This window comes from Conexibacter sp. W3-3-2 (assembly GCF_009707605.1).
In the GTDB taxonomy this organism is placed as follows: domain Bacteria; phylum Actinomycetota; class Thermoleophilia; order Solirubrobacterales; family Solirubrobacteraceae; genus Paraconexibacter; species Paraconexibacter algicola.
Map to the genome: position 1 here is coordinate 4,461,617 of NZ_WLYW01000001.1, position 26,143 is coordinate 4,487,759.

Below are 26,143 nucleotides of genomic sequence, written 5' to 3' on the forward strand. Positions count from 1 at the left end.
CCACCGCGATGGTCAGCGCACCAGGGCCTCCGCGACCCGCAGGGCGGGCAGGTACGTGCGGTCGCGCAGGAGCGCCTGGCGGATGCCCTCACCGAGGATCCCGGACTCGCCGCGTGAGGCGCCGAGCACGGTCCAGTCCTGGGTGCTGCCGTCCCGGCGGGTGAGCCGCGCGGACAGGCCGCCAGGACCCCGGTCCAGCGTGCGGGTCTCGCCGCGCGCGGTCTCGACGGTGATGCCCGCCAGGCCCGGCACGGTCAACGACCGGTCGGGCACGAGGTCGAGCGTCACGTCCTGCCGGCGGGCGTGGAGCCTGCCGCGCCAGCCGCCGCCGTGGTGCACGAGCGCGCTGGGCTCCCAGCCCAGGCGGGAGGCGAGCCAGCCGGCGAGCAGCAGCCCGGCGGCGAGCGAGTCGGGGTGGTGGCGGATCTCCAGCCGGGTCAGCGCGCCGAGGTCGCGCCGGCGGTTTGCCGGATCGAACGTGCCGGCGATCCGCTCGCGCCAGGGGGTGGACCGCAGCCAGGCGAGGTCGACGAGGTAGCTCCGCTCGGTGAGCGCGAGCGCCCGTCGGATCGCCTCGCCGGGCTCAGGCTCGTCGACCGAGTCGAGCAGCACGATCTGCGACAGCTCCAGCAGCTGCTCGACCGCGTCGTGGTGGCCGTGCGGCGCCCAGACGAGCGTCGGGAGATCGGTCTTGACGAGCGGGTCGACGATCGTGTCGATGCCGGGCACGTGCCGCGACCCCATCTCCACGACGACGGTCTCGCGGGTCGGCGCGATCTCGCCGTCGCGCAGGTCGCCGGGAGCGGCGACGGTGACCAGCGCGTCGAGCGAGGTCTGCCGGGGGCCGATCGAGCAGACGATCGTGCGGGACGGGTGGAACCGGCCGACCTTCCGCAGCCGGTTGGCGATCTCGCCGCTCCACTCGCGGTCGACGACGAGCACGAGGTTGAGCACGCGCGACTGGACGTAGCCCGGGTGCTCCTGGACGCGGTCGTGCTCGAGCTGCCGGATCGCCGCCTCGATCGCGGTCGGCGTGGTGTCCTGCTCGCGCCAGACGTTGTCGGTCGTGCTCCCGGCCATCGCGCTAGATCCGCCGCCAGCTGTCGATCTCGCGCAGCAGCGATGCCGCCTCGACGGGCCCTTGCGAGCCGGCCTCGTACTGCGGCAGCGGCCCGGGCGTCGCCTCCCAGGTGGAGACGATGGGGTCGCAGATGCGCCACTGCGCCTCGGCCTCGTCGTTGCGGGTGAAGAGCGTCGCGTCGCCGCGCATCGCGTCCATGATCAGCCGCTCGTAGGCCTCGGGGGACTGCGACACGAACGCGGTCCCGTACTGGAAGTCCATCTGCACGGGCCGGATCCGCATGCGCGTCCCGGGGATCTTCGCGCCGAGCGACAGCGAGACGCCCTCGTTGGGCTGCATGGTCAGCACGAGCTGGTTGGGCATGAGCGTGGTGGGGTGGGCGGGGTCCGATCCGCCGAACGCGACGTGCGGGACGGGCTTGAGCGTCACCGCGATCTCCGTCACCTTGCGCGCCAACCGCTTGCCGGTGCGCAGGTAGAACGGCACGCCCGCCCAGCGCCAGTTCTGCACGTGCAGCCGCAGGGCCGCGTAGGTCTCGGTGTTGGAGTCCGCCGGGACGTCGGCCTCGTCGAGGTAGCCGGGCACGTCCTCGCCGCCGGCGCTGCCCTTCGCGTACTGCGCGCGGACCGCCATCTGGTCGACCTCGTCGGGCGCGGGCGGCCGGATCGCCTTGAGGACCTTGACCTTCTCGTTGCGGACCTCGTCGGCGCCGAGGTCGATGGGCGGCTCCATGCAGAGCAGGCAGAGCAGCTGCATCATGTGGTTCTGGACGAGGTCGCGCAGCGCACCCGCCTGGTCGTAGTACCCCGCCCGCGAGCCGATCCCGATGTCCTCCGACGCGGTGATCTGCACCGACTGGATGTGGTCGCGGTTCCAGACCGGCTCGAACATCCGGTTCGCGAACCGGAAGGCCAGCATGTTCTGGACCGTCTCCTTGCCGAGGTAGTGGTCGATCCGGAAGACCTGCTGCTCGGAGAACACCGACAGGACCTTCTGGTTCAGGTCGATCGCGCTGGCGAGCGTCGTGCCGAACGGCTTCTCGATGATGATCCGCACCTCGCCCTCGTCGGGCAGCTCGTGCAGGCCATGGGCGCCGAGCTGCTCGACGATCACGGGGAAGAAGTCGGGCGCGGTCGACAGGTAGAACGCGCGGTTCAGCGTCAGGGCGCCCGCGCCCTCGTCGAACTCGCCCAGGACCTTCGCGATGCCCTCGTAGACGGAGGCCGAGTCGAACGTGCCCGCGACCCAGCGGACGTCCGCGAGCAGCGCCTCGAGCACGGTCTCGTCCGGCTCGCGCCGCGAGTGCTCGCGGATCGCCTCCGCGGCCTCCTTGCGGAACTCCTCGTCGGTCATCTCGCTGCGCGAGGTCCCGACGAGGTGGAAGCGCTCGGGCAGCGCGCCCTCGTGCGCGAGGTTGTAGAGGGCGGGGAGGAGCTTGCGCTTGGCGAGGTCGCCGAGGCCGCCGAAGATGACGAGCGACGTGGGGTGGACCGGCAGGCGCTCCAGCCCCTCGACGAGCGGGTTCTCGTCCGGACCGGGGGTGCTCACTTCTTCGCGGCCTTCACGGTCGCGTGGCCGCCGAACTGGGCGCGCAGGGCGCTCAGCATCCGGTGGGTGAAGTCGCCGTTGCCGCGCGAGTAGAAGCGGGCGTGCAGCGAGGCGGTGATGACCGGGGTGGGGACGTCCTTGTCCATCGCGTCCTCGAGCGTCCAGCGGCCCTCGCCGGAATCGGCGGTGAAGCCGTCGAGCGAGGCGAGGTCGTTGCCCTCCTGCTCGAAGGCGCGGGCGGCGAGCTCGCACAGCCAGGACCGCACGACGCTCCCCTGCATCCACAGGTGCGCGATCTTCGCGTTGTCGAGGTCGTACTCGCTCTTGTCGAAGAGGTCGAAGCCCTCGGCGTAGGCCTGCATGAGGCCGTACTCGATGCCGTTGTGGACCATCTTCACGTAGTGGCCGGCGCCGACGGGGCCCATGTGCTGCCAGCCGGGCCCGTGCTCCCTCGTCGGGCTTCGGGGCGAGCACGTCGAGGATCGGGGAGAGCCGCTTCACCGCGGTCTTCGGGCCGCCGACCATCATGCAGTAGCCGACCTCCAGGCCCCAGACGCCGCCGGAGGTGCCGACGTCGACGTAGGAGATCCCGGACGGCTTGAGTGCGGCGGCGCGGGCCTTGTCGTCGGTCCACTTGGAGTTGCCGCCGTCGATGATCGTGTCGCCCTTCTCGAGCAGCTTCTCGAGCTTGTCGATCGTCTGCTGGGTCGGGTCGCCGGCGGGGACCATGATCCACACCAGGCGCGGCGCGGGGAGCTTCTTGACGAGGTCGGCGAGCGAGGACGCGCCGATCGCGCCGTGCTCGACCGCCTTCTTCACCGCGGCCTTGTCGAAGTCGAACGCGACCACCTCGTGGTCGGAGTCGCGCTTGATGCGGGCGACCATGTTGCCGCCCATGCGGCCGAGGCCGACGAACCCGATCGATGCCATGGCTAGAGGAGCTCCTTCAGTCGTGCGGTGACGGCCCGCAGGGCGGCGACGGGATCGTCGCCCTCCAGGGTGAGACGTTCGGCCGGCCGGCCGTGGGCGCGCAGCGTGCGCAGGTCACCCAGCGCCTGCGCGTGCTTGAGCGTCGTGAAGCCGAAGGTCTGCCCGGGGATCGCGACGTCCTCGCCGCGGTCGTGCACGAGCTGCAGGAACGACCCCACGGCCGGGCCGCCCTTGTGGAACTGGCCGGTGGAGTGCAGGAACCGGGGCCCATAGCCGAAGGTCGTCGTTCGGGCCGTCGCGTCGCGGACCGTCGCGCGCAGCTCGGCGACGGCGTCGTCGAAGGCCGCGGACGGCTCGAGGTAGCCCATGATCGCGAGGTACCCGCCGTCCTGGTCGCGCAGGCCCGCGAGCAGCGCGCCGAGGGCGGCGTCGTCGGCGTCGGCCTCGGGGGCGCCGTCGAGCCCGTCGGCGAGCACGGCCTTCGTCGCCTCCTTCGCCTCGGCGACGTTGGGCTGGTCGAACGGGTTGATCCCGAGCGCCCAGCCGGCGACGGCGGTCGCGAACTCCCACAGCAGGAAGATGCGCCCGAGGTCCCCGGGCCCGTGGACGGGCATCGTCAGCACCGGGTGCCCGGCGGCGGCGAGCGCGGCGAGCCGCCCGTCGTGGGCGCCGTCACCGCCGTCGGCGCGCAGGTGCACGAGCACGCGGTCGGGCCCGTAGGCGTCGGCGTCGCCGAGCGGCTCGTCGGCGACCGGCAGGATGCCGCGCCCCTCCTTGCCGGTCGACTCGGCGATGAGCTGCTCGACCCACAGGCCGAACGCCTCCAGCGGCGGGTCGACGACGAACGTCAGCTTGTCGCGGCCGTGCTGGGCGAGCTCGCCGATCGCGCAGCCCAGCCAGCCGCCGCCGCCCGGTGCGGGCGGCGTGGCGCGACAGTCGCGCGCCGCGGCGCTCGCGCCGTCCACGAGCGCGGGCAGGTCGGCGCCCATCAGGGCGGCGGGCACGAGCCCGAAGTACGAGAGCGCGCTGTAGCGGCCGCCGATGTCGGGGTCGTTGAGGAACGTGCGGCGGAAGCCGCGCGCGGCCGCGAGGTCGACGAGCGAGGACCCCGGGTCGGTGATCGCGACGAAGTGTCGGCCGGCGGCCTCGGCGCCGACCGTGTCGTACATGACCGCGTGGAAGTGCTCGAACGCGCTGAGCGTCTCGATCGTGCCGCCCGACTTCGTCGACACGACGAACAGCGTGCGGCGCAGGTCGACCGCGTCCTGCGCGCGGCGCACGGCGGTCGCGTCGGTGGAGTCGAGCATCAGCAGCGCGGGCCAGCCGGCCTGGTCGCCGAAGCTGCGGCGCACGACCTCGGGCGCCAACGAGGAGCCGCCCATGCCGAGCAGCACGACGTGCTCGATGCCGTCGTCGCGCACGCCCCGCGCGAAGCCGACGAGCTCGCCGACCTCGTCGGCGAGCCGGTCGGCGATCGTCAGCCAGCCGAGCCGGTCGGCGACCTCCGGCTGTCCGGCGGGGCCGAAGACGGTGTCGTCGATCGCCCAGATCCGCGCGATGACGTCGGCCTCGACGGCCCGGGCGACGCGCTCCTCGACGGCCTGCGCCAGCGCGTCGGGCAGCTGCGCGCCGACGGCGGGGACCGGGTCGGCGGCCGCGGCGGCGCGCGCCTCCTCGATCCCGGCGAGCAGCTGCTCCATCGGCGTGACGAACGCGGCGATGCCCTCGCGCAGGAGCGTGTCGGTGACGTCGTCGAGGTCGATCCCGGCCTCGGCGAGGGCGGCGAGGTCGGCGCTGGGGTCCAGCGCGGCGGTCGGCGTCCCGTCGACGGCGAACGCGGCCGGGTCCGAGCGCTTCGCGGCCGCCTCGAGCGTCGCGAGCGGCATCGTGTTGACGGTGTCGGGGCCGACGAGCCCGTCGACGTACAGGGTGTCGGGGTAGGCGGGGTCCTTGACGCCGGTCGACGCCCACAGCGGCCGCTGGACCGCGGCGCCCGCCGCCCGCAGCGGGGCGAAGCGGTCCCCGTCGAAGAGCGCGCGGAAGCGGTGGTAGGCGGCGCGGGCGTTGGCCAGGCCGGCCCGTCCGGCGAGGTCCTCGCGGCCGCGCTCGCGCAGGCGGCGGTCGACCTCGGTGTCGACGCGGGAGACGAAGAACGAGGCGACCGAGTGCACGTCGAGCGGCAGGCCCTCGGCGTGGCGGCGCTCGAGGCCCCGCAGGTACGCGTCGGCGACGCGCTCGTAGGCGGCGACGCTGAAGAGGAGCGTGACGTTGACGTTGATGCCCTCGTAGATCGCCTGCTCGATCGCGGGCACGCACGCGTCGGTCCCCGGGATCTTGATCATCGCGTTGGGGCGGTCCAGCGCCTCCCAGTAGGCGCGGGCCTGCACGATCGTGCCGTCGGCGTCGTGGGCGAGCCCGGGGTCGACCTCGAGCGACACGAAGCCGTCGGCGCCACCGCTGGCGGCGTGCACGGGGCCCAGGACGTCGCAGGCGTCCCGCACGTCCTGGAGGGCGATCGCCTCGTAGATCGCGTGCGCGTCGGCGCCGTCCCGGGCCAGCGACCGGATCTGCTCGTCGTAGTCGTCGGAGCCGAGGATCGCCTTCTCGAAGATCGCCGGGTTGGAGGTGACGCCGCGCAGCGAGTAGGCCTGCGCCATCCGCCCGAGCTCCCCGTCGGCGAGGAGGTCCCGCCGGATCTGGTCGAGCCACGCGCTCGTCCCGGCGGCGGTCAGGGCGGAGAGTCGTTCGTTGGCGGGCACCGTCTGGCTCATGGCGCAACCCTTTCATGCGCCGCAAGGCGGGTCTTCGGACCGGGGGGCGGTGGGGTAGCGTCCGCCTTCATGAAGGCCGTCCAGATCGTCGAGTTGACCGGACCCTCGACCGCGCTGCGCGTGGTCGACGTCCCCGAGCCGGAGCCCTCCCACTTCATGTCGCCGGGCGCGGGCGTCGTGATCGACGTGCGTGCCGCCGGGGTGTCGTTCCCGGAGCTGCTGCAGACCCGCGGCCAGTACCAGATGAAGCCCGACCTGCCGTTCGTGCCGGGCAGCGAGGTCGGCGGCGTGGTGCGCAGCGCGCCCGAGGGCAGCGGGTTCGCGCCGGGCGACCGGGTCGCGGGCTTCTGCGTGCTCGGCGGCTGGGCGGAGGTGGCGGTCGCGCCGGTCGCGATGACGTTCGCGCTGCCCGACGCGCTCGACTTCGCGCAGGGCGCGGCGCTCGTCCTGAACTACCACACGGCCTACTTCTCGCTCGTGACCCGCGGGCGGCTGGCGGCGGGTGAGACGGTGCTCGTCCACGGCGCCGCGGGCGGCGTCGGCACCGCGACGCTCCAGGTCGCCAAGGGCCTCGGAGCGCGGACGATCGCGGTCGTCTCCAGCGACGAGAAGGAGCGCGTCGCCCGCGAGGCGGGCGCCGACGAGGTCGTGCGCTCCGACGGGGCCTGGAAGGACGAGGCGCTCGCGCTCACCGAGGGCCGCGGGGTCGACGTCGTCATCGACCCGGTCGGCGGGGACCGCTTCACCGACAGCCTGCGGTCGCTGGCGCGGACCGGCCGGGCCGTGGTCGTCGGCTTCACCGCCGGCTCGATCCCGGAGGTGAAGGTCAACCGGCTGCTGCTGCGCAACACCGAGGTCGTCGGTGCGGGCTGGGGCGAGTACCTGTTCTCGGGCGGGATGGCCTACGCGGCCGAGGCGGGCGACGTGCTCGCGCGGCTGATGGACGAGGGCCACGTGCGCCCGCCGGTCGGCGCCCGCTTCGGCCTGGAGGAGGCCGGCCGCGCGCTGGAGCTGCTCGAGGGGCGGGGCGCGCTGGGCAAGGTCGTCCTCGAGCTCTGAGTCCCGCGGCCGGACGTCCCTGCGGGTGGGACGTCCGGCGACCGGCGGCCGGGCAGGACTAGGGTGGGGGGGATGGAGCCCCTCTCCGGGATCGCCGAGGCGGACGCCGCCCTCGGTCGCCGCTTCCCCCTGCCGACGGCGGCGCTGCCGCTGGCGCGCTGGGTCGAGGTGCGCCGCCTCCCGGGTGCGGGCGTCGAGATCGAGTGGAACCTCGACGACACCCGCGAGGGCAGCCCCGGCCGGCTGGCGCTCTACGCGGGCCACGAGCCGCCCCCCGGGCAGCTGCCCGACGACGAGGTCGACGCGACCCGGATCGAGCTCGCCGGCCGGCACGTCACCGTGCGCCGCGCGCCGCTGCCGGAGGCGATCGTGTCGCTGCGCCCGGTCTGGGAGCTGCGCTGGCGCACCACGAGCCTGCACCTGCGGCTGACGGCGCAGGGACCCTGGGAGCTGCCCGCCGTCCTGGCGATCGCCGCGTCCGTCGATCTCGAAACCGGCTGATCGACGCGGGACGGTCGGGCGCTCGGATAGGGTCGCCCGCATGGATCTCAAGCGGGTCAGCCGGGGCGAGTACATCGCGGTCGCGGGAGGGCTGCTGCTCCTGCTGGGCGTGTTCCTCAAGTGGTACGCGGGCGGCAACGAGAACGCGGAGCTCGCCGGGCGCACCGGCATGTTCGAGCTGTCGGCGTGGCAGACCTTCGGGATCCTCAAGTGGCTGTTCCTCGCCGCCGCGGTCGCCCCGCTGGTGCTCGCCTACATCATCGCCCGCGACCACGAGCTGTCGTGGCCGCGCGGCCAGGTGACCTCGATCGTCGGGATCGCGGCGATCGGCATCCTCGCCTACATCGGCCTGATCGACCGGCCGGGGCAGCCCTCGGGGCAGATCGACCTGAAGTTCGGCTGGTTCGTGGCCTTCCTCGGGGCGGTCCTGATGCTCGCCGGGTCGGTGATGCGCCAGCAGGAGAGCGAGATGCGGCGCAAGCCGCCCGGCACGCTCTGAGCGTCACCCCATAGGCTCCGCGTCGTGACCACGACGACGAACCGTCCCGACAGAAACCTCGCCCTCGAGCTGGTCCGCGTGACCGAGGCCGGTGCGCTCGCCGCCGCGAAGCTCGCCGGCAAGGGCGACAAGATCGCCGCCGACCAGGCCGCCGTCGACGCCATGCGCGGCGTGCTCGACGGGGTCGCGATGAACGGCGTCGTCGTCATCGGCGAGGGCGAGAAGGACGAGGCCCCGATGCTGTTCAACGGCGAGTCCGTCGGCGACGGGACCGGTCCCGAGATGGAGATCGCGGTCGACCCGCTGGAGGGCACGACCCTGTGCGCGAAGGGCATGCCCAACGCGCTGTCGGTGATCGCGCTGTCGCCGAAGGGCACGATGTTCGATCCGGGCCCGTGCGTCTACATGGAGAAGCTCGCGGCGGGCGCGGACGTGGCCGACCTGCTCGACCTCGACCGGCCGATCGGCGAGACGCTGAAGCTCATGGCGCAGCGCCGCGCGTGCGCGGTGAACGACCTGACGGTGATCGTCCTGGACCGTCCGCGCCACGAGGACGGCATCAAGGAGATCCGCGACGCGGGTGCGCGCGTGCGCCTGATCTCCGACGGCGACGTCAGCGCGGTGCTCGTCGCGGTCAGCCCCGACCGCCCGATCGACCTCCTCTGGGGCGTCGGCGGCACGCCCGAGGGCGTCCTGGCGGCGGCCGCGGTGAAGTGCATCGGCGGCGGGCTGATCGGTCGCCTGTGGCCGCGCGACGAGGGCGAGAAGCAGGCGGCGATCGACGCCGGCTACGACCTCGACCGCCAGCTCAGCCAGGACGACCTGGTGACCGGGGACGACTGCTTCTTCAGCGCCACCGGCGTGACCGACGGCGACCTGCTGCAGGGCGTGCGCTCCCAGGGCGCGGGCTCGTGGACGACGGAGTCGCTGGTGATGCGCTCCCGCTCGGGCACGGTGCGGCGGATCATGGCCCAGCACAACCGGGCCAAGCTGCGCGACCTCAACCCGGAGATGTACGGCTAGGCGGACGGTCGCGGTCGGCGCCGGGGAAGAGCACGTAGCTCAGCGCGATCACGCCCCAGACGCCGACGACCGTCCCGACGCGCGGGAACCAGGACTCGAGCTCCTCGGTGCGGGCGGCGTCGCCGACGAGCGCGATCGCACCGGCGATCAGCGCGCAGGTGATCGCCCCCGCGAGGACGGCGTGCAGCCACAGCCGCCACTCGTACGCGGCCCGCGCGGGGCCGCCGCGCGGCGGCTTCGGCGGCTTCGGGCCGTCGGCCAGGCGGTGGGCGGCGTGCGCGTCGGCGCGCCGCACGAGCCGGTGCCCGAAGGCGATCGAGAAGCCGATGTAGGCGGCGGCGAGCCCGTGGGAGGCGTTGGCGGTGGCGCCGCCGCGCAGGTCGGCGACGGTGGCGGCCAGGAGGACGACGTCGACGAGCGGGGCGGCGACGAGCAGCGCGGTCGAGAGCCGGCGGCGGCGCAGAGCGTAGCGGGCAAGGAGCCCGGCGGCGAGGACGACCCAGAAGCCGATCTCGCAGGCGATGATGACGGCGTAGAGCACGACCCTGTTCTAGCACGACTGCGCTAAAAAGAAACCCGGATGCCGAAGATCGTCGACCACGACGCCCGCCGCCGCGAGATCGCGCAGGCGCTCTGGGCGCTCCTGCGCCGCGAGGGACCGGCCGCCGTGACGTTGCGCCGCGTCGCCGCCGAGGCGGGCTGGTCCCTGGGTGCCGTGCGCCACTACTTCGCCTCCCACGACGCGCTGCTCGTCCACGCGATGGAGCTCGTCATCACCCGCGTGGGGGAGCGGATCGCCGCGCTCGGGCCCGACCCCGACCCGGTCGCGATCCTCGAGGAGACGCTGCCGCTGGACGACGAGCGTCGCGCGGAGGCGCAGGTCTGGCTGGCCTTCACCGCGGTCGCGCTGAGCGACCCCGATCTGCGGGCGCTGCGCGATCGCACCCACGTCGCGCTGCGCGGGCTGTGCGTCCGCGTCGCGGGCGGCGACGCGGCCCGTGGCGAGCTGCTGCACGCCGCCGTCGACGGGCTCGCCCTGCACGCCCTGCTCGACCCGGCGGTGACCGCGCCGGACCGCCAGCGGGCGCTGCTGCGCGCGGCCGTCGCCCGCGCGCAGGAGGCCTAGACGGCCGAGGTCGCCTTCTCGCGCTCGGGCACGGGATCCGGCGTCTCCTCCGGCGTCGCGGGCACCGCGAACCGCCCGGCGACCGACTCCGAGAGCTTCCCCTTCGCCAGCGAGCGCAGGAAGCCGTGCGTGACGATCACGTGGATCCGCGACTGCGTGTTGGCGTACAGGAACTTGCTGAGGCTGTGGGCGATCGCCGGGTAGAAGTTCGCGACCTCGACGTCGACGTGCATCATCGACTTCCCCGGCAGGACCGACGGCAGCCGCTGGACGTCGAGCTCGAGGTAGCCGTCGCCGCCGCGGCCGCCCGGTGCGACGAGGATGCCCTTCTCGATGCGCCACCGCACGATCCCGCGGTTGCTGTCCATCTCGTACTCGGGGGCGCAGAAGCTCAGCAGCCGCAGCGGCGAGCGCACGAGCACGACGTGCCGCTCGCGCTCGGTGTACTCGACGCGGATCAGGCCGAGCGACACGCGCGTCAGGAACGCCCAGTACGTGCGGGCGAGCCGCTCGAGGTGCACCGGGTTCCACAGCCGCGCGAAGTCCTCGTCGCTGAGCGTGACGTCGGCGCCCTGGATCGAGCGCACGGCGCCGGACGGCGCGATCTCGGTGCGGTCGTAGGGCCGGCCGATCACGGTGCTGCCGAACCGCTTCTCCCGGTTGAGGATGCGGCTCGCGCCGAGCACGAAGACGACGAAGGCCCCGACGAGGGAGCCGACGAGGGCGAGCAGGACCGCGTACGGGCGTCGCATCGCTCTCGAGGCTACAACGCCCCTCACGCCTCCTGCAGTGCCGCCCGGACCGCGGCGTCGAACCCGAGCGGCGCGTCGTTGAGCCCGGCGGGGGGCGGCCGCCGCACGACCGTCTCCGCGCTGAGGCCGTCGACGAGCGGCCGGACCAGCCCGGTCTCGATCGGCGTGAACAGGCTGACCCAGTAGGAGGAGAGCCGTGGCGTCATCACCGGGATCGGCACGATCGTCGGCGGACGGCGGTCCGCGACGTCGGCGAAGCGGCGCATCATCTCCCGGTAGCTGAGGACGTCGGCGCCGCCGAGCTCGACCTCGGCGGGCGGGTCCTCCCAGGTGGCGAGGCGCGCGAGCGTCGCGGTGACGTCCGCGATCGCGACGGGCTGCGAGCGCGTCTCGACCCAGCGCGGGGTGAGCATCACCGGCAGGCGGCGCGCGAGGTGGCTGAGGATCTCGAACGACGCGCTGCCCGACCCGATGACCATCGCGGCGCGCACGTGCACGACGCCGGGCACGTGGCGGCGCAGGGCGACGGCGGTGTCGGCGCGGCTGCGCAGGTGCTCGGAGTCCTCGGTGTCCCCGCCCTCGAGTCCTCCGAGGTAGACGACGCGGTCGACGCCCGCCTGCGCGGCGGCGCGGCCGAAGGTGTCGGCGGCGCGCTTGTCGCGGTCGGCGAACGAGCTCGTGGAGCCGCTCCCGCGGCCCATCGAGTGCACGAGGTAGTAGGCGGCGTCGACCCCGTCCAGCGCGGCGTCGAGGCCGACCCCGGTGAGGACGTCGCCCTCGACGACCTCCACCTGCTCGGGGAACCGCGAACGGCGCTGCGGTGACGCGTCGCGCACGAGGCAGCGGACGTGGTGGCCCGCCTCGAGGAGGACGGGCAGTAGCTGTCCGCCGACGTAGCCGGTGGCGCCGGTGAGCAGGATGGTCTGGGGGGGAGGTCACAGGGGCGGTACGTGGCGGGGCGCCACGTCGATGACCCCGGTTCCCGGAGTGCGCGTACCGCAATCACGAGGTGGATCGGTACGCTGACCTTCCACATCGCGTTGAAGCTTTCGTTGATGTCTGAGGAGCCATGACGCACGCCCGCACTGCCCAGGACGACGAGTCGCCCGTCGAGATCGGCCACGGTCTCGCCATCAAGGACGTGGCCGAGGCCACCGGACTCGCCGCGGGCACCATCCGGATGTGGGAGCAGCGCTACGACTTCCCGGTCCCGCGCCGCACCGCCTCCGGGTACCGCCGCTACAGCACCGCGGACGTCGAGACGCTCAAGACCGTCGTCGCCCTGCGCCAGCGCGGCCTGTCGGTGCCCGCCGCGATCGCGCGGGCCCGGGACACCGGTGGACCGTCCGACCGGCCGTCGATCTACGCGGCGGTCGCCGGCAGTGACCCGTCGGCCCGGCCGCAGACCCTGCGCAAGTCGACCCTGATCGCGCTCTCGCGGGCGATCGAGCACGAGGCGCTCGCCCGCGCCGCCGGCCCGATCCTCGTCGGCGCGTTCCAGCGCACCCCGTTCTACCGGGACGTCGAGCCGCGCTACTCGCGGATCGCCGGCCAGGCCGACGCCGCGTTCGTGTTCGCCGACTTCGACGAGGTCCGTCACGAGCAGGGCCGGCCGTCGGAGATCCCGATCGACCCCCAGGACGCCCTGGGCAACGAGTGGGCGGTCATCGTCGACTCGCCCGGCTACGCGGCGTGCCTGCTGGCCTGGGAGATCCCGGGCGACACGCAGCCCGGCGGGCCGCACGACCTCGGTCGCCGCTACGAGTCGCTGTGGACCGTCGACCCGGAGGTCACGCGGCGCGCGACGCACGTCGCCGCCCGGCTGGCCGGCCGCGCCGACCCGGCGTACGGGGCGCGGCTGGAGGAGCTCCTGCACGACCGGCCGATGGCGGTCGAGCAGCCCGCGCCGGCGCTCACGTCGCTGACCAACCGCGTGGTCGCGTATCTCGAGGAGGCCTGAGCGCCCTAGAGGCGCTCGACGGCCACCTCCGCGCCCGCGGGCAGCTCCCCCTCGCCCATCGGCACGAGCGCGAGCGCGTCCGCGGCGAGCATCGACGTCATCACGTGCGATCCCTGCGGCCCGGTCGGGGTCGCGCGGTCGCCGTCGAGCGTCACGCGCACCATCTCGTCGCGGACCGCGTGCCGGGGCACCGCCCGGGTCAGGACCGCGGTGTCGCGCGGCGCCAGGGCCGGAGCCCCCTGGAGGGCCAGCAGCGCCGGCCGTGCGAACAGCAGGAACGTGACCATCGCCGAGACCGGGTTGCCCGGCAGCCCGAGCACCAGCTGCTCCCCGCGCACGCCGAACCACGTGGGCTTGCCGGGACGGAGCGCCACGCGCCAGAACCGCTCCTCGACGCCGGCGGCGGCGAGCGCGTCCTTGACGTGGTCGTGCGCGCCGACCGACACGCCCCCGGTCGAGATCAGCACGTCGGCGTCGGCGAGCGCCTCGCGGATCGCGGCGCGCGTCGCCTCCGCGGTGTCCGGGGTGCGGGTGCGGGAGACGACCTCGCCGCCCGCCAGGGCGACGTACCCGGCCAGGGCGACGGCGTTGGAGTCGTGGATGCCGCCGGGCGGGAGCGGCTCGCCGATCGGGACGAGCTCGTCCCCGGTCGCGAGCAGCGCGACGCGCGGCCGCCGCGCGCACGTGACGTGCGCGACGCCCGCGGTGGCCGCGACGCCGAGCGCGGCGGGACCGAGCGTCGTGCCGGCCGGCACCGCGACGGTCCCGGCGCGCAGGTCCTCGCCGGCGCCGCGGACGTTGCGGTCGGGGGTCGCCTCGTCGTGGACGGTCACGGTGCCGTCCGGGTGCTCCTCGGTGCGCTCGACCATGACGACGGCGTCGGCGCCGTCGGGGACCGCCGCACCGGTGGAGATCCGCACGGCGTCCCCGGGCCCGAGGGCGACCGCGGCGGGCGAGCCGGCGCGCGACTCGCCGACGATGCGCAGCCGGCGGTCGGCGGGCCCGGCGGCGACCGCGAAGCCGTCCATGGCGCTGTTGCGGAACGGCGGGACGTCCCCGCCGGCGCGCACGTCCCGGGCGAGCACGCGTCCGAGCGCCTGCGCGAGCGGCACCTCCTCGGTGCCCAGCGGGGTGACGGCGGCGAGCACCGCGGCGCGCGCCGCGTCGACGGGCAGGAGCGAGGTCATCTGCGCAATCTAGTGGCGCTCCGACCGCCCAGGCCGGTAGAACCCCCGCGATGCGCGACGCGGACGCGAGCACCCGACGGCGTCCCCGCCCGGTCCCGGACGCGCCCGTCGCACCGTACGCGCGCGGGACCGGCCTCGCGAAGGCGTGGCTGCTGGCGCTGGTGCAGGCGCTGCCGCTGCAGGACGCGGGCCGCGTCCCCGCCGCGACGCTCGGGGACGAGGCGCCCGCGCTGTGCCGGGCGATCTGCGCGGCGGTCACGGGCGACGAGGGCCTGCGCCGCCTCGACCTCGCCGGCGCCGACGCGGGGCTCGCCGCGCGCGTCCCCGCGATGACGGGCGCGCGGACGCCCGCCGCGCTGCACGAGGCGGTCGACGTGCTGCGGGAGGTGGTCCTGGGCGCGCTGCTCGGCGAGCTGCGCTCGCCGTCGGGCGCGGAGGTCGCGGCGCTCGCCGAGCGCGTGGCGCACGTCACCGCGGTCGTGACCGCCGGCGCGCTGGAGGCGCTGGAGGCGCCGGTCGCGCCGCCGCAGGAGGCCGAGGACCCGGTCGCCGCCGCGCCGCCGGAGGGGGTCGTCTCGCTCCAGGACGTGCGGGGCGCGCGCTCCTCGTGGCGCGCGGCGGTCGAGCGGCGGCTCGAGCACCACGTCCGGGATCGCCGCCCGTTCACGCTGCTGCTGCTGGAGCTCGACGACCTGCACGTGCTGCTGGCGGCCCATGAGGCGGACGAGCTCGTCGGCGTCATCCACGAGCTGGAGCGCACGGTGCAGGCGCGCCTGTCACCGGGCGACCAGCTGGTCCGGGAGGAGCCGGGCCGCTACTGGGTGCTGCTGGGCGAGCCGGACGAGGCCGCGGCTCGCGAGATCGCGCGCGAGCTCGCCGCGGCGATCCGCGTCGGCGCCGTCCTGCAGGGTGCGGGGCTGACGGTGTCGGTCGGGGTGGCGGCGTGCCCGCGCGACGGCACGGCGGTCGACGCGCTGGCCGAGCGGGCCGACGAGGGCGTGTTCCTGGCGCGCGCCGCGGGCCTGCCCGTCACGGGCTGACGGGCGGCTCGTCGCGGACGCGGACCGCGCCGATGGTGTCGCTCGTGGTGAAGCCGAGCTCGCGCGCGGTCGCCGCGGTGAGGTCCCAGGAGTGGCCGGCCCGGAACGGCCCGCGGTCGACGACCGGCACGGTGGCGGTCCGGCCGGCGTAGAGGAGGTCGACGAGCGTCCCGCAGGGCAGGGTCCGGTGCGCGACCCCGGCCAGGCGTGGGGTGAGCGTCTGCCCGCACGCGGTCTGCCGGCCGTAGAGGCCGGGCCCGAAGAACGTCGCCCGTGCCGGCCGGTAGACGGTGATGCGCCGGGGGGCGGTGGCGGGGGAGGGCGCGCCGTCGGCGGCGATCGGCAGGGCGCGGACGTCGAGGCGGCCGATGCGGTCGGTCCGCCAGCCGGTGCGGAACGCCGCGGAGGCGTCGGCGACCGTGCGGGCGAGCTCGACCCAGCCGCCCTCGGGCAGGCGGCGCTGCAGCACCACGGTGCGGCCGGCGAACCGCTCCTCGAGCGTGCCCTTGAACGTGAGGCGCCTGCCGAGCAGCTCGCTGCGGCGGGAGAGCAGGACGCCCGCGGTGACCCCGTCGAGTGCCGGCGGGGCGGGCTCGTAGGAGATGCCGCCGGCGGGCTCCTGGGCGCGGGCGGGGCACGGCGTCGCGGCGACGGCCGCGAGGGCGAGGCAGGACGACAGGGTGCGACGGCGTGTCATGGGTCCCCGCGGACGCGCCCGCGGGGGCCGGTCCGACCGGGCCAGCCTATCGGCGCCGCGGACGGCGCCGGTGGCTCAGGGGCGCGGGAGGCGGGACAGCACGCCCTTGGCGACCTGCCGCCCGATCCCGACGCCGAGCGTGGCGACCTCGCCGGCGGCCTGGATGGCCTGCGCGACGAGCTCGACGCCGCTCGGCGGCTCGGCGCGCGCGGGGGCGGGCGGCGGCGTGTCCTTCGGCGCGGGGGCGGGCTCGGGGCGGGCCATGACCGGCTCGACGCGCTTCGGGGTCGCGGTCGCGCGCCCGGGCGCCGCGGTGGCGCGGCGGCTGGTCGGGGCGGGCTTGCGCTTCGGGGCCGTGCTCGGGCTGGCCTTCGCGGTGGGGGCGGGCTTGGCCTTGGCGGCGCCTGCGGCCGGCTTGGCCTTGGCGGCCGGCTTGGCCTTCGCGGTGGCGGCGGGCTTGGCCTTCGCGGTGGCGGTCGGCTTGGCCTTGGCGGTCGGGGCGGGCTTGGCCTTCGCGGCGGCCGCGGCGGTCTTGGCCTTCGCAGCAGCGGCCGGCTTGGCCTTCGCGGCGGCCGCCGGCTTGGCCTTCGCGGCGCCGGCGGCGGGCTTGGCCGTCGCCGCGCGCGCCGGGCGGCGGGCGGCGGGCGCGGCGGCCGGCTCCGCGGCGTCCTGCGCCGGACCGGACCCCGGGCGCTTGGTGCTGCGCCGCTGCGGACGCGTCCGGGAGAGCCCGGACAGGACGCCCGGCTGATCGTCGGGACTCGGGGTCTTCGGCGGGGTCACGCGGTGCATGTTCCCATGCGCAGCGGGTATCCGCACGGCTCAAGACGCAGCGGCGCGGTGCCGAAACCGCGGGAAGGGCAGAACTCGTCCCCGCGACCTGAAACGAACCCGCGCGTTGGACGTAGAAGTCGATGAGGACGTGCGCGGCCAGGGCAGCGACGCCTTGACTTCACAAAGTAAAGCGGTACCATGGAACATACGTTTGAGGTCTACGTTGGGCCACGTGACGGCCGAGCCGCCCTCGAACCAGTCGCACAGAGCACCATCCCGGGTCTCGCAGGACCCCGGTGAACGAAACGGACACTCATGTCAGTAGTGGAACTGCAGGAACTCGAAGAGATCAAGAACCTCCTGGCCAAGGGCCAGCAGGTCGGCGTGCTCACGTTCGCCGAGATCGCCAAGGCGGTCGCGGAGATCGACCTCGACGAGTCCGACGTCGAGGAGCTCCACAACTTCCTCGAGAAGTCGGAGATCGAGCTGGTCGAGGAGATCGACCCCGCGACGACCGCGGCGAACGCCGTCGAGCGCGCGCCCGACAAGCGGCGCGGCCGCAAGAAGTCGACGGCGCTCGACCTCAAGCCGGACATGACGACGGACTCGCTGCAGCTGTTCCTCAAGGACATCGGCAAGGTCCGCCTGCTCACCGCCCAGGAGGAGGTCGACCTCGCCAAGCGCATCGAGCGCGGTGACCTCGACGCGAAGCAGAAGATGGTCGAGTCCAACCTGCGACTCGTCGTCTCGATCGCGAAGAACTACCGCAACCAGGGCCTGCCGTTCCTGGACCTCATCCAGGAGGGCACGCTCGGCCTCGTCCGCGCGGCGGAGAAGTTCGACTACCGCAAGGGCTTCAAGTTCTCCACGTACGCCACCTGGTGGATCCGCCAGGCGATCGCCCGCGCGCTCGCCGACAAGGCGCGCACGATCCGCATCCCGGTGCACGTCGTCGAGAAGCTGAACAAGATCGGCCGCGCCGAGCGCAAGCTCGTCACGGAGCTCGGTCGCGAGCCCACGGCGGACGAGATCGCCGAGGTCACCGGCATCGATCCCGAGGAGGTGGAGTCGATCAAGCGCTCGGCGCAGGCTCCCGTCTCGCTCGAGAAGCCGGTCGGTGACGAGGAGGAGTCGGAGTTCGGCCAGTTCATCGCCGACGAGCGTGCGGAGTCCCCGTACGAGCGCGCGGCGGAGATCCTGACCAAGGAGGCGCTGCGCGAGGCGCTGGAGAACCTCTCCTACCGCGAGCGTCGCGTCCTCGAGCTCCGCTACGGCCTCGGCGGCGAGCACCCCCGCACGCTCGACGAGGTCGGCCGCACGTTCAACGTGACGCGCGAGCGGATCCGCCAGATCGAGAACCAGTCGCTGAAGAAGCTCCAGTCGCTCGCGGAGGCCCAGAAGCTCCGCGACGTCGCCTAGGCGCGACGCGACACCAGGCAGCACCGAGGGCCCCGGGAGACCGGGGCCCTCGCCGTTCGCGCGGCGCCCCGCCGGACTGGTGTGAACGTCGACGTTCATCCCAGGTAAGGTGCGTTCCATGGGAGCTCGTGGGAGGGTGCTCGCGGCGGTCGCCGCGGTCGCGACGACGCTGATCGCCGCGCCGCTGCCGGCGCACGCCGCGACGGAGATGCGCCAGTCGTTCGACCTCGGCTACGAGCTGCGCAACTTCGCCAAGACGAACGAGCGCGCGCTCGCGCTGACGCTCCTGCCCGACTACCAGGTCCCGCTGCGGACGATCGGGCTGCGCAAGCAGGTCGAGGGCACGCAGATCCTGCTCGAGGACGGCCCGGGTCGCCCGTTCGGCCGCAACTTCCTCGGCAACCTCTGCGGCAACCACATGGACGGCTGCGCCGGCGACGTGCGCCTGGACGACTGGGAGGCCCAGGGCCACGGCACGGTCGAGCCGGTCCTGTGGACGGCGCGCAACGGCTCGACGATCTCCGGGCACGTCTGGGCCACGAAGGCCGGCCCGGCGAAGCGGCCCGGCGTCGTCATCACCAACGGCTCGGTGCAGGCGCCCGAGGAGCTCTACTGGTTCGCCGCCCAGACCCTCGCCAAGGCGGGCTACGTCGTCCTCACCTGGGACCCGCAGGGACAGGGCTACTCCGACACCTTCGGCGAGGGCGCCGACGCCCGCGACGGCTTCCCCTCCCAGGAGGGGCGCCCGTTCTTCGACGGCACCGAGGACGCCCTCGACTTCTTCGTCTCCGGGCCGGCCTCGCCGTACCGGCCGCGCCCCTCCTGCACCACCGGCACCGACCACGGACCCAAGCAGCAGGCGCGGGTCGCCGACGGTCGCAACCCGGCGTTCAACCCGTACCACGCGCTGCTGGACACCAGCCGCATCGGCCTGCTCGGCCAGTCGCTCGGCGCCGGCGCCGTCTCCTACGTCGGCCAGATCGACCCGCGCGTCTCCGCGATCGTCGCGATGGACAACCTCCGCGCCCCGACCAGCGGCCCGGTCTGCACCTCGGCCCCGCAGACGCGCCCGAAGGACCCGCCGCTGACGAAGCCCGCGCTCGGCCTCACCAACGACTACGCGCTGTTCGAGCAGGCCAAGACGAAGCTGCCCGACCCGCGCGCCAAGCAGCAGGCCTCCGAGAAGCTCAGCGCGCTCGGCGTCGACACCGGGTCGCTCGTCGTCCGCGGCGGCACGCACTTCGAGGGCGCGTTCATCCCGAACGCCGCGTTCACCGCGACCCTGCGCGGCAACGACCTCTACGCCTGGTACCTGCGGGCCTGGTTCGACCGCTACCTCAAGGGCGCCCCGGCGGCGGAGCGCGCGCTGACCACCGACCGCTGGCGCGCCGACCCGCTCGCCGCGGCGGTCGACGGGGCCCGCGACGGCAACCAGTTCAGCCAGTACTACTTCAGCCGGCTCGACATCGCCGCGCTCGACGGCCGCGGCCGGATCGCCTGCGAGAACCTCCGCGACGGCTGCGCGACGATCACGCCCGACGGGCTCGCCCCGCGCGACTGGGGCTTCCTGCGCGCCGTGAAGACCCCCGACGGGACCACGGCCCCGGACGCGCCGGTCGACGCCCTCCCGGACGCCGGCGGCCCGCGCGCCGCGAGCAGCTGCCGCGACACCCGGGCGCCCGTGGCGCGGATCACCGCGTCGCGGACGACCGTCACCCGCCGTGGCGTGACCGTGCGCGGCACCGCCCGCGACCGCGGCTGCGGCCCGCGCGGCACCGGCACGGTCGCGATCGTCCGCGTCAGCGTCGCGCGCGTCGTCGGCTCGCGCTGCCGCTCGCTGCGTCAGGACGGCAGCTTCGGCCCGGCCGCCCCGTGCGCCCGCGCGACGTTCCTGCCCGCGACCGGCACCACCAGCTGGCGGTTCGTGCGCCGTGGCCGGCTGCCGCGCGGCAGCTACCGGATCGCGGTGCAGGCGACGGACGCCGCCGGGCGCACCCGGCGCGCCGCCGACCGCGGCAGCGTCCGGCGCCTGCGCGTGCGCTGAGCGCGCCGGCCGCGGGCCTCAAGGATCGGTGCACGCGCGCCGATCCCTGACCCGTGGCCTTCGACATCGACACCGCCCTCGTCCGTCTCGTGGAGTCCGGGGGTCGGACCTGCACCTGAAGGTGCCCTCGGCCCCGATGGTCCGCGTCGACGGCGATCTGCGCCCCCTCGAGGGCCTCCCGGCGCTGGCCGAGGCGGACACGCTCGCCGCGGTCGACCACATGCTCGGCGCCGACGAGACCCGCCGCGCCGAGTTCGCCGCCGACGGCGAGGTCGACTTCTCCTACGCGATCCCGGGCCTCGCGCGGTTCCGCGTCAACGCCTTCCGCCAGCGCGGCTGGTGCTCGATCGTCTGCCGCGCGATCCCGGTCTCGATCCGCACGATCGACGAGCTCGACCTGCCGCCGGTCATCCGCGAGCTCGCCGAGGAGGAGCGCGGGATCGTCCTGCTCACCGGCACGACCGGCTCGGGCAAGTCGACGACGCTCGCGGCGATGATCGACCACATCAACGCCACCCGCCACCGGCACGTGGTGACGATCGAGGACCCGATCGAGTTCCTGCACCAGGACAAGCGGTCGGTCATCAACCAGCGCGAGGTCGGCGTCGACACCGCCTCCTTCAAGCGCGCGCTGCGGCGCGTGCTGCGCCAGGACCCCGACGTGATCCTCATCGGCGAGATGCGCGACGAGGAGACCGTCCAGACCGCGCTGAGCGCCGCGGAGACCGGGCATCTCGTGTTCTCGACGGTCCACACCGTCGACGCCCCGGAGACGGTCAACCGCCTGATCGAGTTCTTCCCGCCGCACATGCACCAGCAGGTCCGGGCGATGATCGCCTCGACGCTGAAGGGCGCGGTGTCGCAGCGGCTCGTCCCCGCCGCGGACGGTCGCGGCCGCGTCGCGGTCTGCGAGGTGCTGCGGATGACCGGGCGCGTGCGCGACATGATCATGGACCCGACCCAGACCGGGAAGCTCGGGGAGGTCATCGCCGACGGCGGCTACTACGGGATGCAGACCTTCGACCAGGCGCTGTTCCACCACCTGCAGGCCGGGCGCATCACGATGGACCAGGCGATGGCGGCCGCCAGCGCGCCGCACGACTTCAAGCTGCTCGTCGCCTCCGACGGGCGCCGCGGAACGACGATGGACGACCTCGCCCAGGCGCAGGCGGCGCGCGACACGCCCGTGGACGCCGCCGCCTCGTTGCGGTGATGTGATCGAGACCGGATCGAGCTTGACCCGGGGATCGCGCCGCGCCACGCTGCGGGCATGAAGACGACGCTGTCGCAGTTCAACGAGATCGAGTCCACGGAGTCCTTCCACCTCCAGAACAGCAAGCTGCTGAAGGTGGAGCTCAACCAGGTGACGATCCAGGCCAAGCTCGGCTCCATGGTCGCCTACCAGGGCGACGTGAGCTTCGAGCACGCCGGGTCCGGTGGCCTGGGCAAGTTCATGAAGAAGGCCGTCACCGGCGAGGGCCAGAGCCTCATGAAGATGAGCGGCAGCGGTGAGGTGTTCCTCGCCGACACCGCCCAGGACATCCACCTGCTCTACCTCGAGAACGACAAGATCACGGTCAACGGCCCGAACCTCCTGGCGTTCGACTCCGGCATCGACTGGGACATCGAGCGGGTCCAGGGCGCCGGCAGCATGATGGGCGGCGGCCTCTTCAACACGTCGCTGAAGGGCACCGGCTGGGTCGCGGTCCTGACCGACGGGCCGCCGGTGCTGCTCGACGTCTCCGCCGCCCCGACGTTCGCCGACGCGCAGGCGGTCGTCACCTGGTCCAGCGGCGTCAGCACGTCGATGAAGACCGACTTCAAGATGAAGAACCTCATCGGCAAGGGCTCGGGCGAGACCGTGCAGATGGCGTTCAGCGGCCAGGGCTGGGTGCTGGTGCAGCCGTCGGAGGGCCGGATCTACGCGCCGCCGACGAGCGGCGGGAGCAACAGCCCGCTCGGCAACCTGCTGGGCAACTAGGCGGGTCCGCGGCTCACGCCGTCGCCGGGGTCACGTCGAGCGTGAACTCCCCGGCGTCGGCGCCGCAGTCGCCGGCGTCCAGCCACGTGGTGCCGTACTCGCGCATCCCCTCGATGATGGGGAGCAGCGCGCGGCCCTTCTCGGTCAGCGCGTACTCGACGCGCGGCGGCACCTCGGGGAACGTGCAGCGCTCGACGATCCCCTCCTCCTCGAGCGCCCGCAGGCGCAGCGAGAGGGTCCGCGGGCTGATGCCCGCGAGCGAGCGCTCGAGCTCGCAGAACCGGGAGCGCCCCTCGGACAGGTCACGCACGAGCAGGAGGGTCCACTTCCCGCAGACGATCTCCGCGGTACGGCAGACGGGACAGGTCTCGTCGACGGCCATGACTCCTAAGACTTTACCAAGTGAAGTGGCGCGCCGGGCCGCGCAGCCTTCGTTGCAGGGGTGGGGAACGCAACCCCGGCCGTCGAAGCGGGTTGGAGGCACTGATGCCGGACCGCCTGACACGCCGACGCCTGCTCGCCACCGGTGCTCTCGCCGGGGCCGCCGCCGTCGTGCCGTCGTTCGGGGCGCCCGGTCCGCTGTGGGCGGCGATGCGCGGCCGCCCGTCGAGCTTCTCGATGGACGTGACCGGCGCCGCCTTCGCCGGCGGCCGCACGACGCGCGTGCTGCGCGCCCCGCACCGCTTCGACCTGCTGGGCGTCCGCGGCGCCGGGGTGCGCGGGGCGGGGCTCGAGGTGCGCGCGCGGCCCCTCGGCGGCGCGTGGTCGCGCTGGGCGCCGCTGGACGTCGCCCGGCACGGCCCCGACGACCGCGGCCCGCTCGCGGCCACCGAGCCGGTCTGGGTCGGTGGCGCGCAGGAGCTGCAGCTGCGCGCCCGCCGGCCGCTGGGCGGCCTGACCGTGTCGTTCGTCGCCGTGCCCGCGGCCGCGCGCTCGGCCGCGACGGCCCGCGCCGCGCGCGTGTCGGCCACCGCCAGCCAGGCCTCCGGCGCGCCGCCGATCATCGGCCGTGACGTCTGGGAGGCGGGCCGCTGCCCGCCGCGCACCGACCCGAGCTACGGCGAGGTCCAGCTGGCGTTCGTGCACCACACGGTCTCCGCGAACGAGTACACCGCCGCGGACTCCGCCGGGATCGTCCTGTCGATCTGCAAGTACCACCGCGACACCAACGGCTGGAACGACCTCGGCTACAACTTCATCGTCGACCGCTTCGGCCAGATCTTCGAGGGCCGCGCGGGCGGGGTCGACCAGGCGGTCATCGGCGCGCAGGCCGAGGGCTACAACCGCGTCTCGACCGGGATCGCGAACCTCGGGACGTTCAGCGACGTGCCGCAGTCCCCGGCGGCGCTCGACGCGATGGCCCGGCTGATCGGCTGGAAGCTCGCGATCCACGGCGCTCCCGTGTCGGGGACCGTGACGGTGACCAGCGGCGGCGGGCGCACCAACCGCTTCCCCAGCGGGCGCGCGGTGACGTTCCAGCGGATCGCGGGCCACCGCGACGGCTGCTCGACCGCCTGCCCGGGCAACGCGCTGTACGCGCAGCTGCCGGAGATCCGCTCGCGCGCCGCGAAGGTCGCACCGAGCCCCGCCGCCGCGGCTGCCGCGCGGCTGACCGTCGCCGCGGCCACTCGGCAGGTCCCGTACGGGCGCAGCGCGCAGTTCTCCGGACGGCTGCTGGGCGCGGACGGCCGGCCGGTCTCCGGCGTGCGGGTCAACCTGCAGAAGCAGGGGGGCTCCGGGTCGTTCACCACGATCGCGCGCGCGACGACCGACGGCGACGGGCGCTGGCAGGCCAGCGCCCTGTGGCGCGCCTCCGGTGCCGTGCGGGCCACCGCGCGCCCGGCGCCCGGTGCCGCGTCGGTGCGCTCGCCGCAGACCACGGTGACGGTCGGGGCGCTCGTGACCGCGAAGGCGGCGACGACCCGCATCCAGGCCGGGCGCACGGTCGCGATCGCCGGGCAGGTCCGGCCGCAGGCGGCGGCGCGCGTCCTGGTCGAGCGGGACGCCGGAAACGGCCGCTACGTCCGCGTCGCCGAGACCGCCCTGCGGGTCCGTCGCGGACGCTTCGCGCAGGCGGTGCGGCTGGCGAAGCCCGGCCTCTACCGGCTCACGGTGCGGACGGGGCCGGCGCGCACCCCGACGAGCGCCGAGCCGCTGTTCGTGCGCGCGGTGCGCGACATCCGCCGGACGCCCGCGCCGACCTCCACGGGCGGCACGGGGGCGACGGCGGGCGGGACGACCGGACCGTCGACGGGCGCCGGGCCGACGGGCAGCTCCGGCGGGGTCAGCCCGAGCCGCTGACCAGCAGGGCGGAGGCCAGCAGGCCGCTGCCGAGCAGGACGACAGTCAGGCGGTGCAGCCGCTCCCGCGTCAGCCACGACCAGCGACGCGTCGCGAGCCACGACCGCATGCCGGTCGCCGCCGTCGCGGCCGTCGCCGCTCCCATCATGCACTGGGCGCACATCGTCGCCCGAGTATTCCAGGCCCGCCTCAGTGGGCGTGATGGTGGTGGTGCCCGCCGCCCGCGGGCAGGGCGTCGACCGGCATCCGCGCCACGAGGACGCTGCTCAGCGCCGTGGTCAGCGGCACGCTGAGGAGCAGGGCGATCGAGCCGACGAGCGTGGCGACGACCGGCTCGGCGATCTCCGGGCTGTTGAGCAGGTCGGCGCCCGAGACCCCGCCCGCGTCGAGCAGCAGCAGCAGCGGCAGCGAGGCGCCGACGTAGGCGAGGACGAGCGTGTGGGTCGTCGCGACGAGGTGGTCACGGCCGACCGAGAAGGCCCCGGCGTAGAGGCCGCGCGCGGTCAGGTCCGGGTTGGCGCGCCGCAGCGCGAGCACGGCGGAGGCCTGGGTGACGGCGGTGTCGGCCAGGACGCCCAGGGCGCCGAGCACCATGCCCGCCAGCACGATCCCCTGGAGCGAGACGCCGCCGGCGGCGAACGCCAGCGCGTTGGCGGTGTCGCCGCCGCGACCGTCGAGGCCGGTGAGGTCGACGAGCAGCTGTCCGAGCAGCGCGGCGACGGCGAGCGAGGCGGCGATCCCCAGGATCGCCGCGAGGCTCTGTGCGGCGAGGCCGTAGGTCAGCAGCACGGTGAGGAACATCACCGCCAGCGCGCCGACGAGGGCGACGAGCAGCGGGGCGGTCCCCTCGAGCATCGCGGGGACGAGGAACTCGACGACGAGCGCGAGGCTCGCGGCGAAGCCGAGCAGCGCCCACAGGCCCTGCACGCGGGCCATGCCGACGAGCAGGACGGCGAAGACGATCGCCAGCCACAGCTGCGGGCCACGGCGCTCCCGGTCGACGTAGGCGTAGGCCTCGGCGGTCGCGCCCTCCGGGATCTCGGCGCGGCTGACGCGGATCCCGTCGCCGGGGTCGAGGTCCGGGGTGACCTCGACCGGGCCGAGCGTGATCCGCGTGCGCTCGCCGCGGTCGGGGCCCTCGTCGACGCGCGCGACGATCGAGCGGCAGGCCTGCCGGGTGCCCGGGCACGCCTCCTCGCGGACCGACACGACCTCGGCCGCGAGCGTCGTGACGCGCTGCACGCGCGGGTCGCCGCCGCGGTCGTCGGGCGCCCACAGCGCGACGAGCCCGACGAGGGTCGCGAGGAACAGCACGAGGACCGCGCCGGCCATCAGCCGGCCCGGACGGGTGTGCAGGAGCAGGCGCCGGGACACGGATCCGTCTTCGCGGTCGGTGGACCCGCCCCTGCATAAAGCGAGAACCGTTCTCATTCCCGCTACGATGGTCGGC

The 26,143-nt window shown here is 74.4% G+C and carries 25 protein-coding genes and 1 pseudogene; 12 read left to right on the forward strand and 14 right to left on the reverse strand.

Annotated features, from left to right (window positions below; genetic code table 11):
- Nucleotides 1–12 precede the first annotated feature (12 nt).
- The 5 genes and pseudogenes from GKE82_RS21375 to GKE82_RS21385 form a co-directional block, all read right to left on the reverse strand.
- A complete protein-coding gene (locus GKE82_RS21375) occupies nt 13–1,080 on the reverse strand; it encodes a glucose-6-phosphate dehydrogenase assembly protein OpcA (RefSeq protein ID WP_154734696.1) in 1,068 nt (355 codons plus the stop codon).
- A gap of 4 nt (nt 1,081–1,084) precedes the next feature.
- The gene (gene zwf / locus GKE82_RS21380) at nt 1,085–2,629 is read right to left on the reverse strand and encodes a glucose-6-phosphate dehydrogenase (RefSeq protein ID WP_309233828.1); all 1,545 of its coding nucleotides are present in this window, start codon (nt 2,627–2,629) and stop codon (nt 1,085–1,087) included.
- Entirely contained in the window at nt 2,626–3,054 is a 429-nt protein-coding gene (locus GKE82_RS29165) for a hypothetical protein (protein WP_230317156.1), read from the reverse strand. Before GKE82_RS29165 ends, zwf begins: the two co-directional genes overlap by 4 nt.
- Nucleotides 3,055–3,154: 100 nt before the next feature.
- A pseudogene (locus GKE82_RS29170) lies at nt 3,155–3,559 on the reverse strand (NAD(P)-binding domain-containing protein); the annotation flags it as partial.
- Between the two features lie 2 nt (nt 3,560–3,561).
- Nucleotides 3,562–6,330, reverse strand: a complete 2,769-nt coding sequence (locus GKE82_RS21385) for a bifunctional transaldolase/phosoglucose isomerase (protein ID WP_154734697.1) — start codon at nt 6,328–6,330, stop codon at nt 3,562–3,564.
- 69 nt (nt 6,331–6,399) lie between these two features.
- Here GKE82_RS21385 and GKE82_RS21390 point away from each other — a divergent pair, with 69 nt between their 5' ends.
- From GKE82_RS21390 to glpX, 4 genes are all read left to right on the forward strand, one after another.
- Nucleotides 6,400–7,389, forward strand: coding sequence for an NADPH:quinone oxidoreductase family protein (locus GKE82_RS21390; protein WP_154734698.1), 990 nt, complete (start codon nt 6,400–6,402; stop codon nt 7,387–7,389).
- A 72-nt stretch (nt 7,390–7,461) separates the two neighbouring features.
- On the forward strand, nt 7,462–7,890 hold the full coding sequence (locus tag GKE82_RS21395; protein WP_154734699.1) for a hypothetical protein: 429 nt from the start codon (nt 7,462–7,464) through the stop codon (nt 7,888–7,890).
- Nucleotides 7,891–7,930: 40 nt separating this feature from the next.
- Nucleotides 7,931–8,389, forward strand: coding sequence for a hypothetical protein (locus GKE82_RS21400; protein ID WP_107569106.1), 459 nt, complete (start codon nt 7,931–7,933; stop codon nt 8,387–8,389).
- A 24-nt stretch (nt 8,390–8,413) separates the two neighbouring features.
- On the forward strand, nt 8,414–9,412 hold the full coding sequence (gene glpX, locus GKE82_RS21405) for a class II fructose-bisphosphatase (RefSeq protein WP_309233749.1): 999 nt from the start codon (nt 8,414–8,416) through the stop codon (nt 9,410–9,412).
- Here glpX and GKE82_RS21410 read toward each other — a convergent pair.
- On the reverse strand, nt 9,390–9,953 hold the full coding sequence (locus tag GKE82_RS21410) for a hypothetical protein (protein WP_230316249.1): 564 nt from the start codon (nt 9,951–9,953) through the stop codon (nt 9,390–9,392). The genes glpX and GKE82_RS21410 overlap by 23 nt on opposite strands.
- A 39-nt stretch (nt 9,954–9,992) precedes the next feature.
- Between GKE82_RS21410 and GKE82_RS21415 the strand changes: the two genes are divergently transcribed.
- Nucleotides 9,993–10,538, forward strand: a complete 546-nt coding sequence (locus GKE82_RS21415; RefSeq protein WP_154734700.1) for a TetR/AcrR family transcriptional regulator — start codon at nt 9,993–9,995, stop codon at nt 10,536–10,538.
- On the opposite strand, the gene GKE82_RS21420 is transcribed toward GKE82_RS21415, so the two are convergent.
- Together GKE82_RS21420 and GKE82_RS21425 are read right to left on the reverse strand one after the other, a co-directional pair.
- Nucleotides 10,535–11,290 carry a hypothetical protein gene (locus tag GKE82_RS21420; RefSeq protein ID WP_107569110.1) on the reverse strand — a complete coding sequence of 252 codons (756 nt, stop codon included), beginning with the start codon at nt 11,288–11,290 and terminating at the stop codon, nt 10,535–10,537. The two genes, GKE82_RS21415 and GKE82_RS21420, sit on opposite strands and share 4 nt — an antisense overlap.
- A 23-nt stretch (nt 11,291–11,313) precedes the next feature.
- The gene (locus GKE82_RS21425; RefSeq protein WP_309233829.1) at nt 11,314–12,210 is read right to left on the reverse strand and encodes an NAD(P)H-binding protein; all 897 of its coding nucleotides are present in this window, start codon (nt 12,208–12,210) and stop codon (nt 11,314–11,316) included.
- Nucleotides 12,211–12,359: 149 nt separating this feature from the next.
- Here GKE82_RS21425 and GKE82_RS30145 point away from each other — a divergent pair, with 149 nt between their 5' ends.
- Nucleotides 12,360–13,250: a DICT sensory domain-containing protein gene (locus tag GKE82_RS30145; protein WP_107569114.1), complete on the forward strand. Its 891-nt coding sequence runs from the start codon at nt 12,360–12,362 to the stop codon at nt 13,248–13,250.
- Between the two features lie 5 nt (nt 13,251–13,255).
- Here the strand turns inward: GKE82_RS30145 and glp are convergent, their stop codons facing one another.
- Nucleotides 13,256–14,437: a gephyrin-like molybdotransferase Glp gene (gene glp / locus GKE82_RS21435; RefSeq protein WP_154734702.1), complete on the reverse strand. Its 1,182-nt coding sequence runs from the start codon at nt 14,435–14,437 to the stop codon at nt 13,256–13,258.
- A 50-nt stretch (nt 14,438–14,487) separates the two neighbouring features.
- On the opposite strand from glp, the gene GKE82_RS21440 reads away from it, so the two are divergent.
- Complete coding sequence (locus tag GKE82_RS21440; RefSeq protein ID WP_154734703.1) at nt 14,488–15,477, forward strand: diguanylate cyclase domain-containing protein; 990 nt, start codon at nt 14,488–14,490, stop codon at nt 15,475–15,477.
- Here the strand turns inward: GKE82_RS21440 and GKE82_RS21445 are convergent.
- Both GKE82_RS21445 and GKE82_RS21450 read right to left on the reverse strand, forming a co-directional pair.
- Entirely contained in the window at nt 15,467–16,174 is a 708-nt protein-coding gene (locus GKE82_RS21445) for a septal ring lytic transglycosylase RlpA family protein (RefSeq protein ID WP_154734704.1), read from the reverse strand. The genes GKE82_RS21440 and GKE82_RS21445 overlap by 11 nt on opposite strands.
- A 75-nt stretch (nt 16,175–16,249) precedes the next feature.
- On the reverse strand, nt 16,250–16,957 hold the full coding sequence (locus GKE82_RS21450) for a hypothetical protein (protein ID WP_154734705.1): 708 nt from the start codon (nt 16,955–16,957) through the stop codon (nt 16,250–16,252).
- A 306-nt stretch (nt 16,958–17,263) separates the two neighbouring features.
- Between GKE82_RS21450 and GKE82_RS21455 the strand changes: the two genes are divergently transcribed.
- From GKE82_RS21455 to GKE82_RS21470, 4 genes are all read left to right on the forward strand, one after another.
- On the forward strand, nt 17,264–18,367 hold the full coding sequence (locus GKE82_RS21455; RefSeq protein WP_107569124.1) for an RNA polymerase sigma factor RpoD/SigA: 1,104 nt from the start codon (nt 17,264–17,266) through the stop codon (nt 18,365–18,367).
- 118 nt (nt 18,368–18,485) lie between these two features.
- Nucleotides 18,486–20,411, forward strand: coding sequence for an alpha/beta hydrolase (locus GKE82_RS21460; protein ID WP_154734706.1), 1,926 nt, complete (start codon nt 18,486–18,488; stop codon nt 20,409–20,411).
- Between the two features lie 136 nt (nt 20,412–20,547).
- Nucleotides 20,548–21,624 carry a PilT/PilU family type 4a pilus ATPase gene (locus tag GKE82_RS21465; RefSeq protein ID WP_154734707.1) on the forward strand — a complete coding sequence of 359 codons (1,077 nt, stop codon included), beginning with the start codon at nt 20,548–20,550 and terminating at the stop codon, nt 21,622–21,624.
- 57 nt (nt 21,625–21,681) lie between these two features.
- The gene (locus GKE82_RS21470; protein WP_107569132.1) at nt 21,682–22,392 is read left to right on the forward strand and encodes an AIM24 family protein; all 711 of its coding nucleotides are present in this window, start codon (nt 21,682–21,684) and stop codon (nt 22,390–22,392) included.
- A 13-nt stretch (nt 22,393–22,405) separates the two neighbouring features.
- On the opposite strand, the gene GKE82_RS21475 is transcribed toward GKE82_RS21470, so the two are convergent.
- Complete coding sequence (locus GKE82_RS21475) at nt 22,406–22,774, reverse strand: helix-turn-helix domain-containing protein (RefSeq protein ID WP_107569133.1); 369 nt, start codon at nt 22,772–22,774, stop codon at nt 22,406–22,408.
- Between the two features lie 104 nt (nt 22,775–22,878).
- Between GKE82_RS21475 and GKE82_RS21480 the strand changes: the two genes are divergently transcribed.
- On the forward strand, nt 22,879–24,693 hold the full coding sequence (locus tag GKE82_RS21480; RefSeq protein WP_154734708.1) for an N-acetylmuramoyl-L-alanine amidase: 1,815 nt from the start codon (nt 22,879–22,881) through the stop codon (nt 24,691–24,693).
- On the opposite strand, the gene GKE82_RS21485 is transcribed toward GKE82_RS21480, so the two are convergent.
- Together GKE82_RS21485 and GKE82_RS29185 are read right to left on the reverse strand one after the other, a co-directional pair.
- Nucleotides 24,677–24,856 carry a hypothetical protein gene (locus GKE82_RS21485; protein WP_154734709.1) on the reverse strand — a complete coding sequence of 60 codons (180 nt, stop codon included), beginning with the start codon at nt 24,854–24,856 and terminating at the stop codon, nt 24,677–24,679. The two genes, GKE82_RS21480 and GKE82_RS21485, sit on opposite strands and share 17 nt — an antisense overlap.
- A gap of 26 nt (nt 24,857–24,882) precedes the next feature.
- Nucleotides 24,883–26,067 carry a YibE/F family protein gene (locus tag GKE82_RS29185; RefSeq protein WP_196189370.1) on the reverse strand — a complete coding sequence of 395 codons (1,185 nt, stop codon included), beginning with the start codon at nt 26,065–26,067 and terminating at the stop codon, nt 24,883–24,885.
- Nucleotides 26,068–26,143 lie beyond the last annotated feature (76 nt).

Coding starts and splice junctions, on each gene's coding strand:
- GKE82_RS21375 (WP_154734696.1), bottom strand. CDS start 1,080: ATGGCCGGGAGCACGACCGACAACGTCTGGCGCGAGCAGGACACCACG.
- GKE82_RS29165 (WP_230317156.1), bottom strand. CDS start 3,054: ATGGGCCCCGTCGGCGCCGGCCACTACGTGAAGATGGTCCACAACGGC.
- GKE82_RS21385 (WP_154734697.1), bottom strand. CDS start 6,330: ATGAGCCAGACGGTGCCCGCCAACGAACGACTCTCCGCCCTGACCGCC.
- GKE82_RS21390 (WP_154734698.1), top strand. CDS start 6,400: ATGAAGGCCGTCCAGATCGTCGAGTTGACCGGACCCTCGACCGCGCTG.
- GKE82_RS21395 (WP_154734699.1), top strand. CDS start 7,462: ATGGAGCCCCTCTCCGGGATCGCCGAGGCGGACGCCGCCCTCGGTCGC.
- GKE82_RS21400 (WP_107569106.1), top strand. CDS start 7,931: ATGGATCTCAAGCGGGTCAGCCGGGGCGAGTACATCGCGGTCGCGGGA.
- GKE82_RS21415 (WP_154734700.1), top strand. CDS start 9,993: ATGCCGAAGATCGTCGACCACGACGCCCGCCGCCGCGAGATCGCGCAG.
- GKE82_RS21420 (WP_107569110.1), bottom strand. CDS start 11,290: ATGCGACGCCCGTACGCGGTCCTGCTCGCCCTCGTCGGCTCCCTCGTC.
- GKE82_RS30145 (WP_107569114.1), top strand. CDS start 12,360: ATGACGCACGCCCGCACTGCCCAGGACGACGAGTCGCCCGTCGAGATC.
- glp (WP_154734702.1), bottom strand. CDS start 14,437: ATGACCTCGCTCCTGCCCGTCGACGCGGCGCGCGCCGCGGTGCTCGCC.
- GKE82_RS21440 (WP_154734703.1), top strand. CDS start 14,488: ATGCGCGACGCGGACGCGAGCACCCGACGGCGTCCCCGCCCGGTCCCG.
- GKE82_RS21445 (WP_154734704.1), bottom strand. CDS start 16,174: ATGACACGCCGTCGCACCCTGTCGTCCTGCCTCGCCCTCGCGGCCGTC.
- GKE82_RS21455 (WP_107569124.1), top strand. CDS start 17,264: ATGTCAGTAGTGGAACTGCAGGAACTCGAAGAGATCAAGAACCTCCTG.
- GKE82_RS21460 (WP_154734706.1), top strand. CDS start 18,486: ATGGGAGCTCGTGGGAGGGTGCTCGCGGCGGTCGCCGCGGTCGCGACG.
- GKE82_RS21465 (WP_154734707.1), top strand. CDS start 20,548: ATGGTCCGCGTCGACGGCGATCTGCGCCCCCTCGAGGGCCTCCCGGCG.
- GKE82_RS21470 (WP_107569132.1), top strand. CDS start 21,682: ATGAAGACGACGCTGTCGCAGTTCAACGAGATCGAGTCCACGGAGTCC.
- GKE82_RS21475 (WP_107569133.1), bottom strand. CDS start 22,774: ATGGCCGTCGACGAGACCTGTCCCGTCTGCCGTACCGCGGAGATCGTC.
- GKE82_RS21480 (WP_154734708.1), top strand. CDS start 22,879: ATGCCGGACCGCCTGACACGCCGACGCCTGCTCGCCACCGGTGCTCTC.
- GKE82_RS21485 (WP_154734709.1), bottom strand. CDS start 24,856: ATGTGCGCCCAGTGCATGATGGGAGCGGCGACGGCCGCGACGGCGGCG.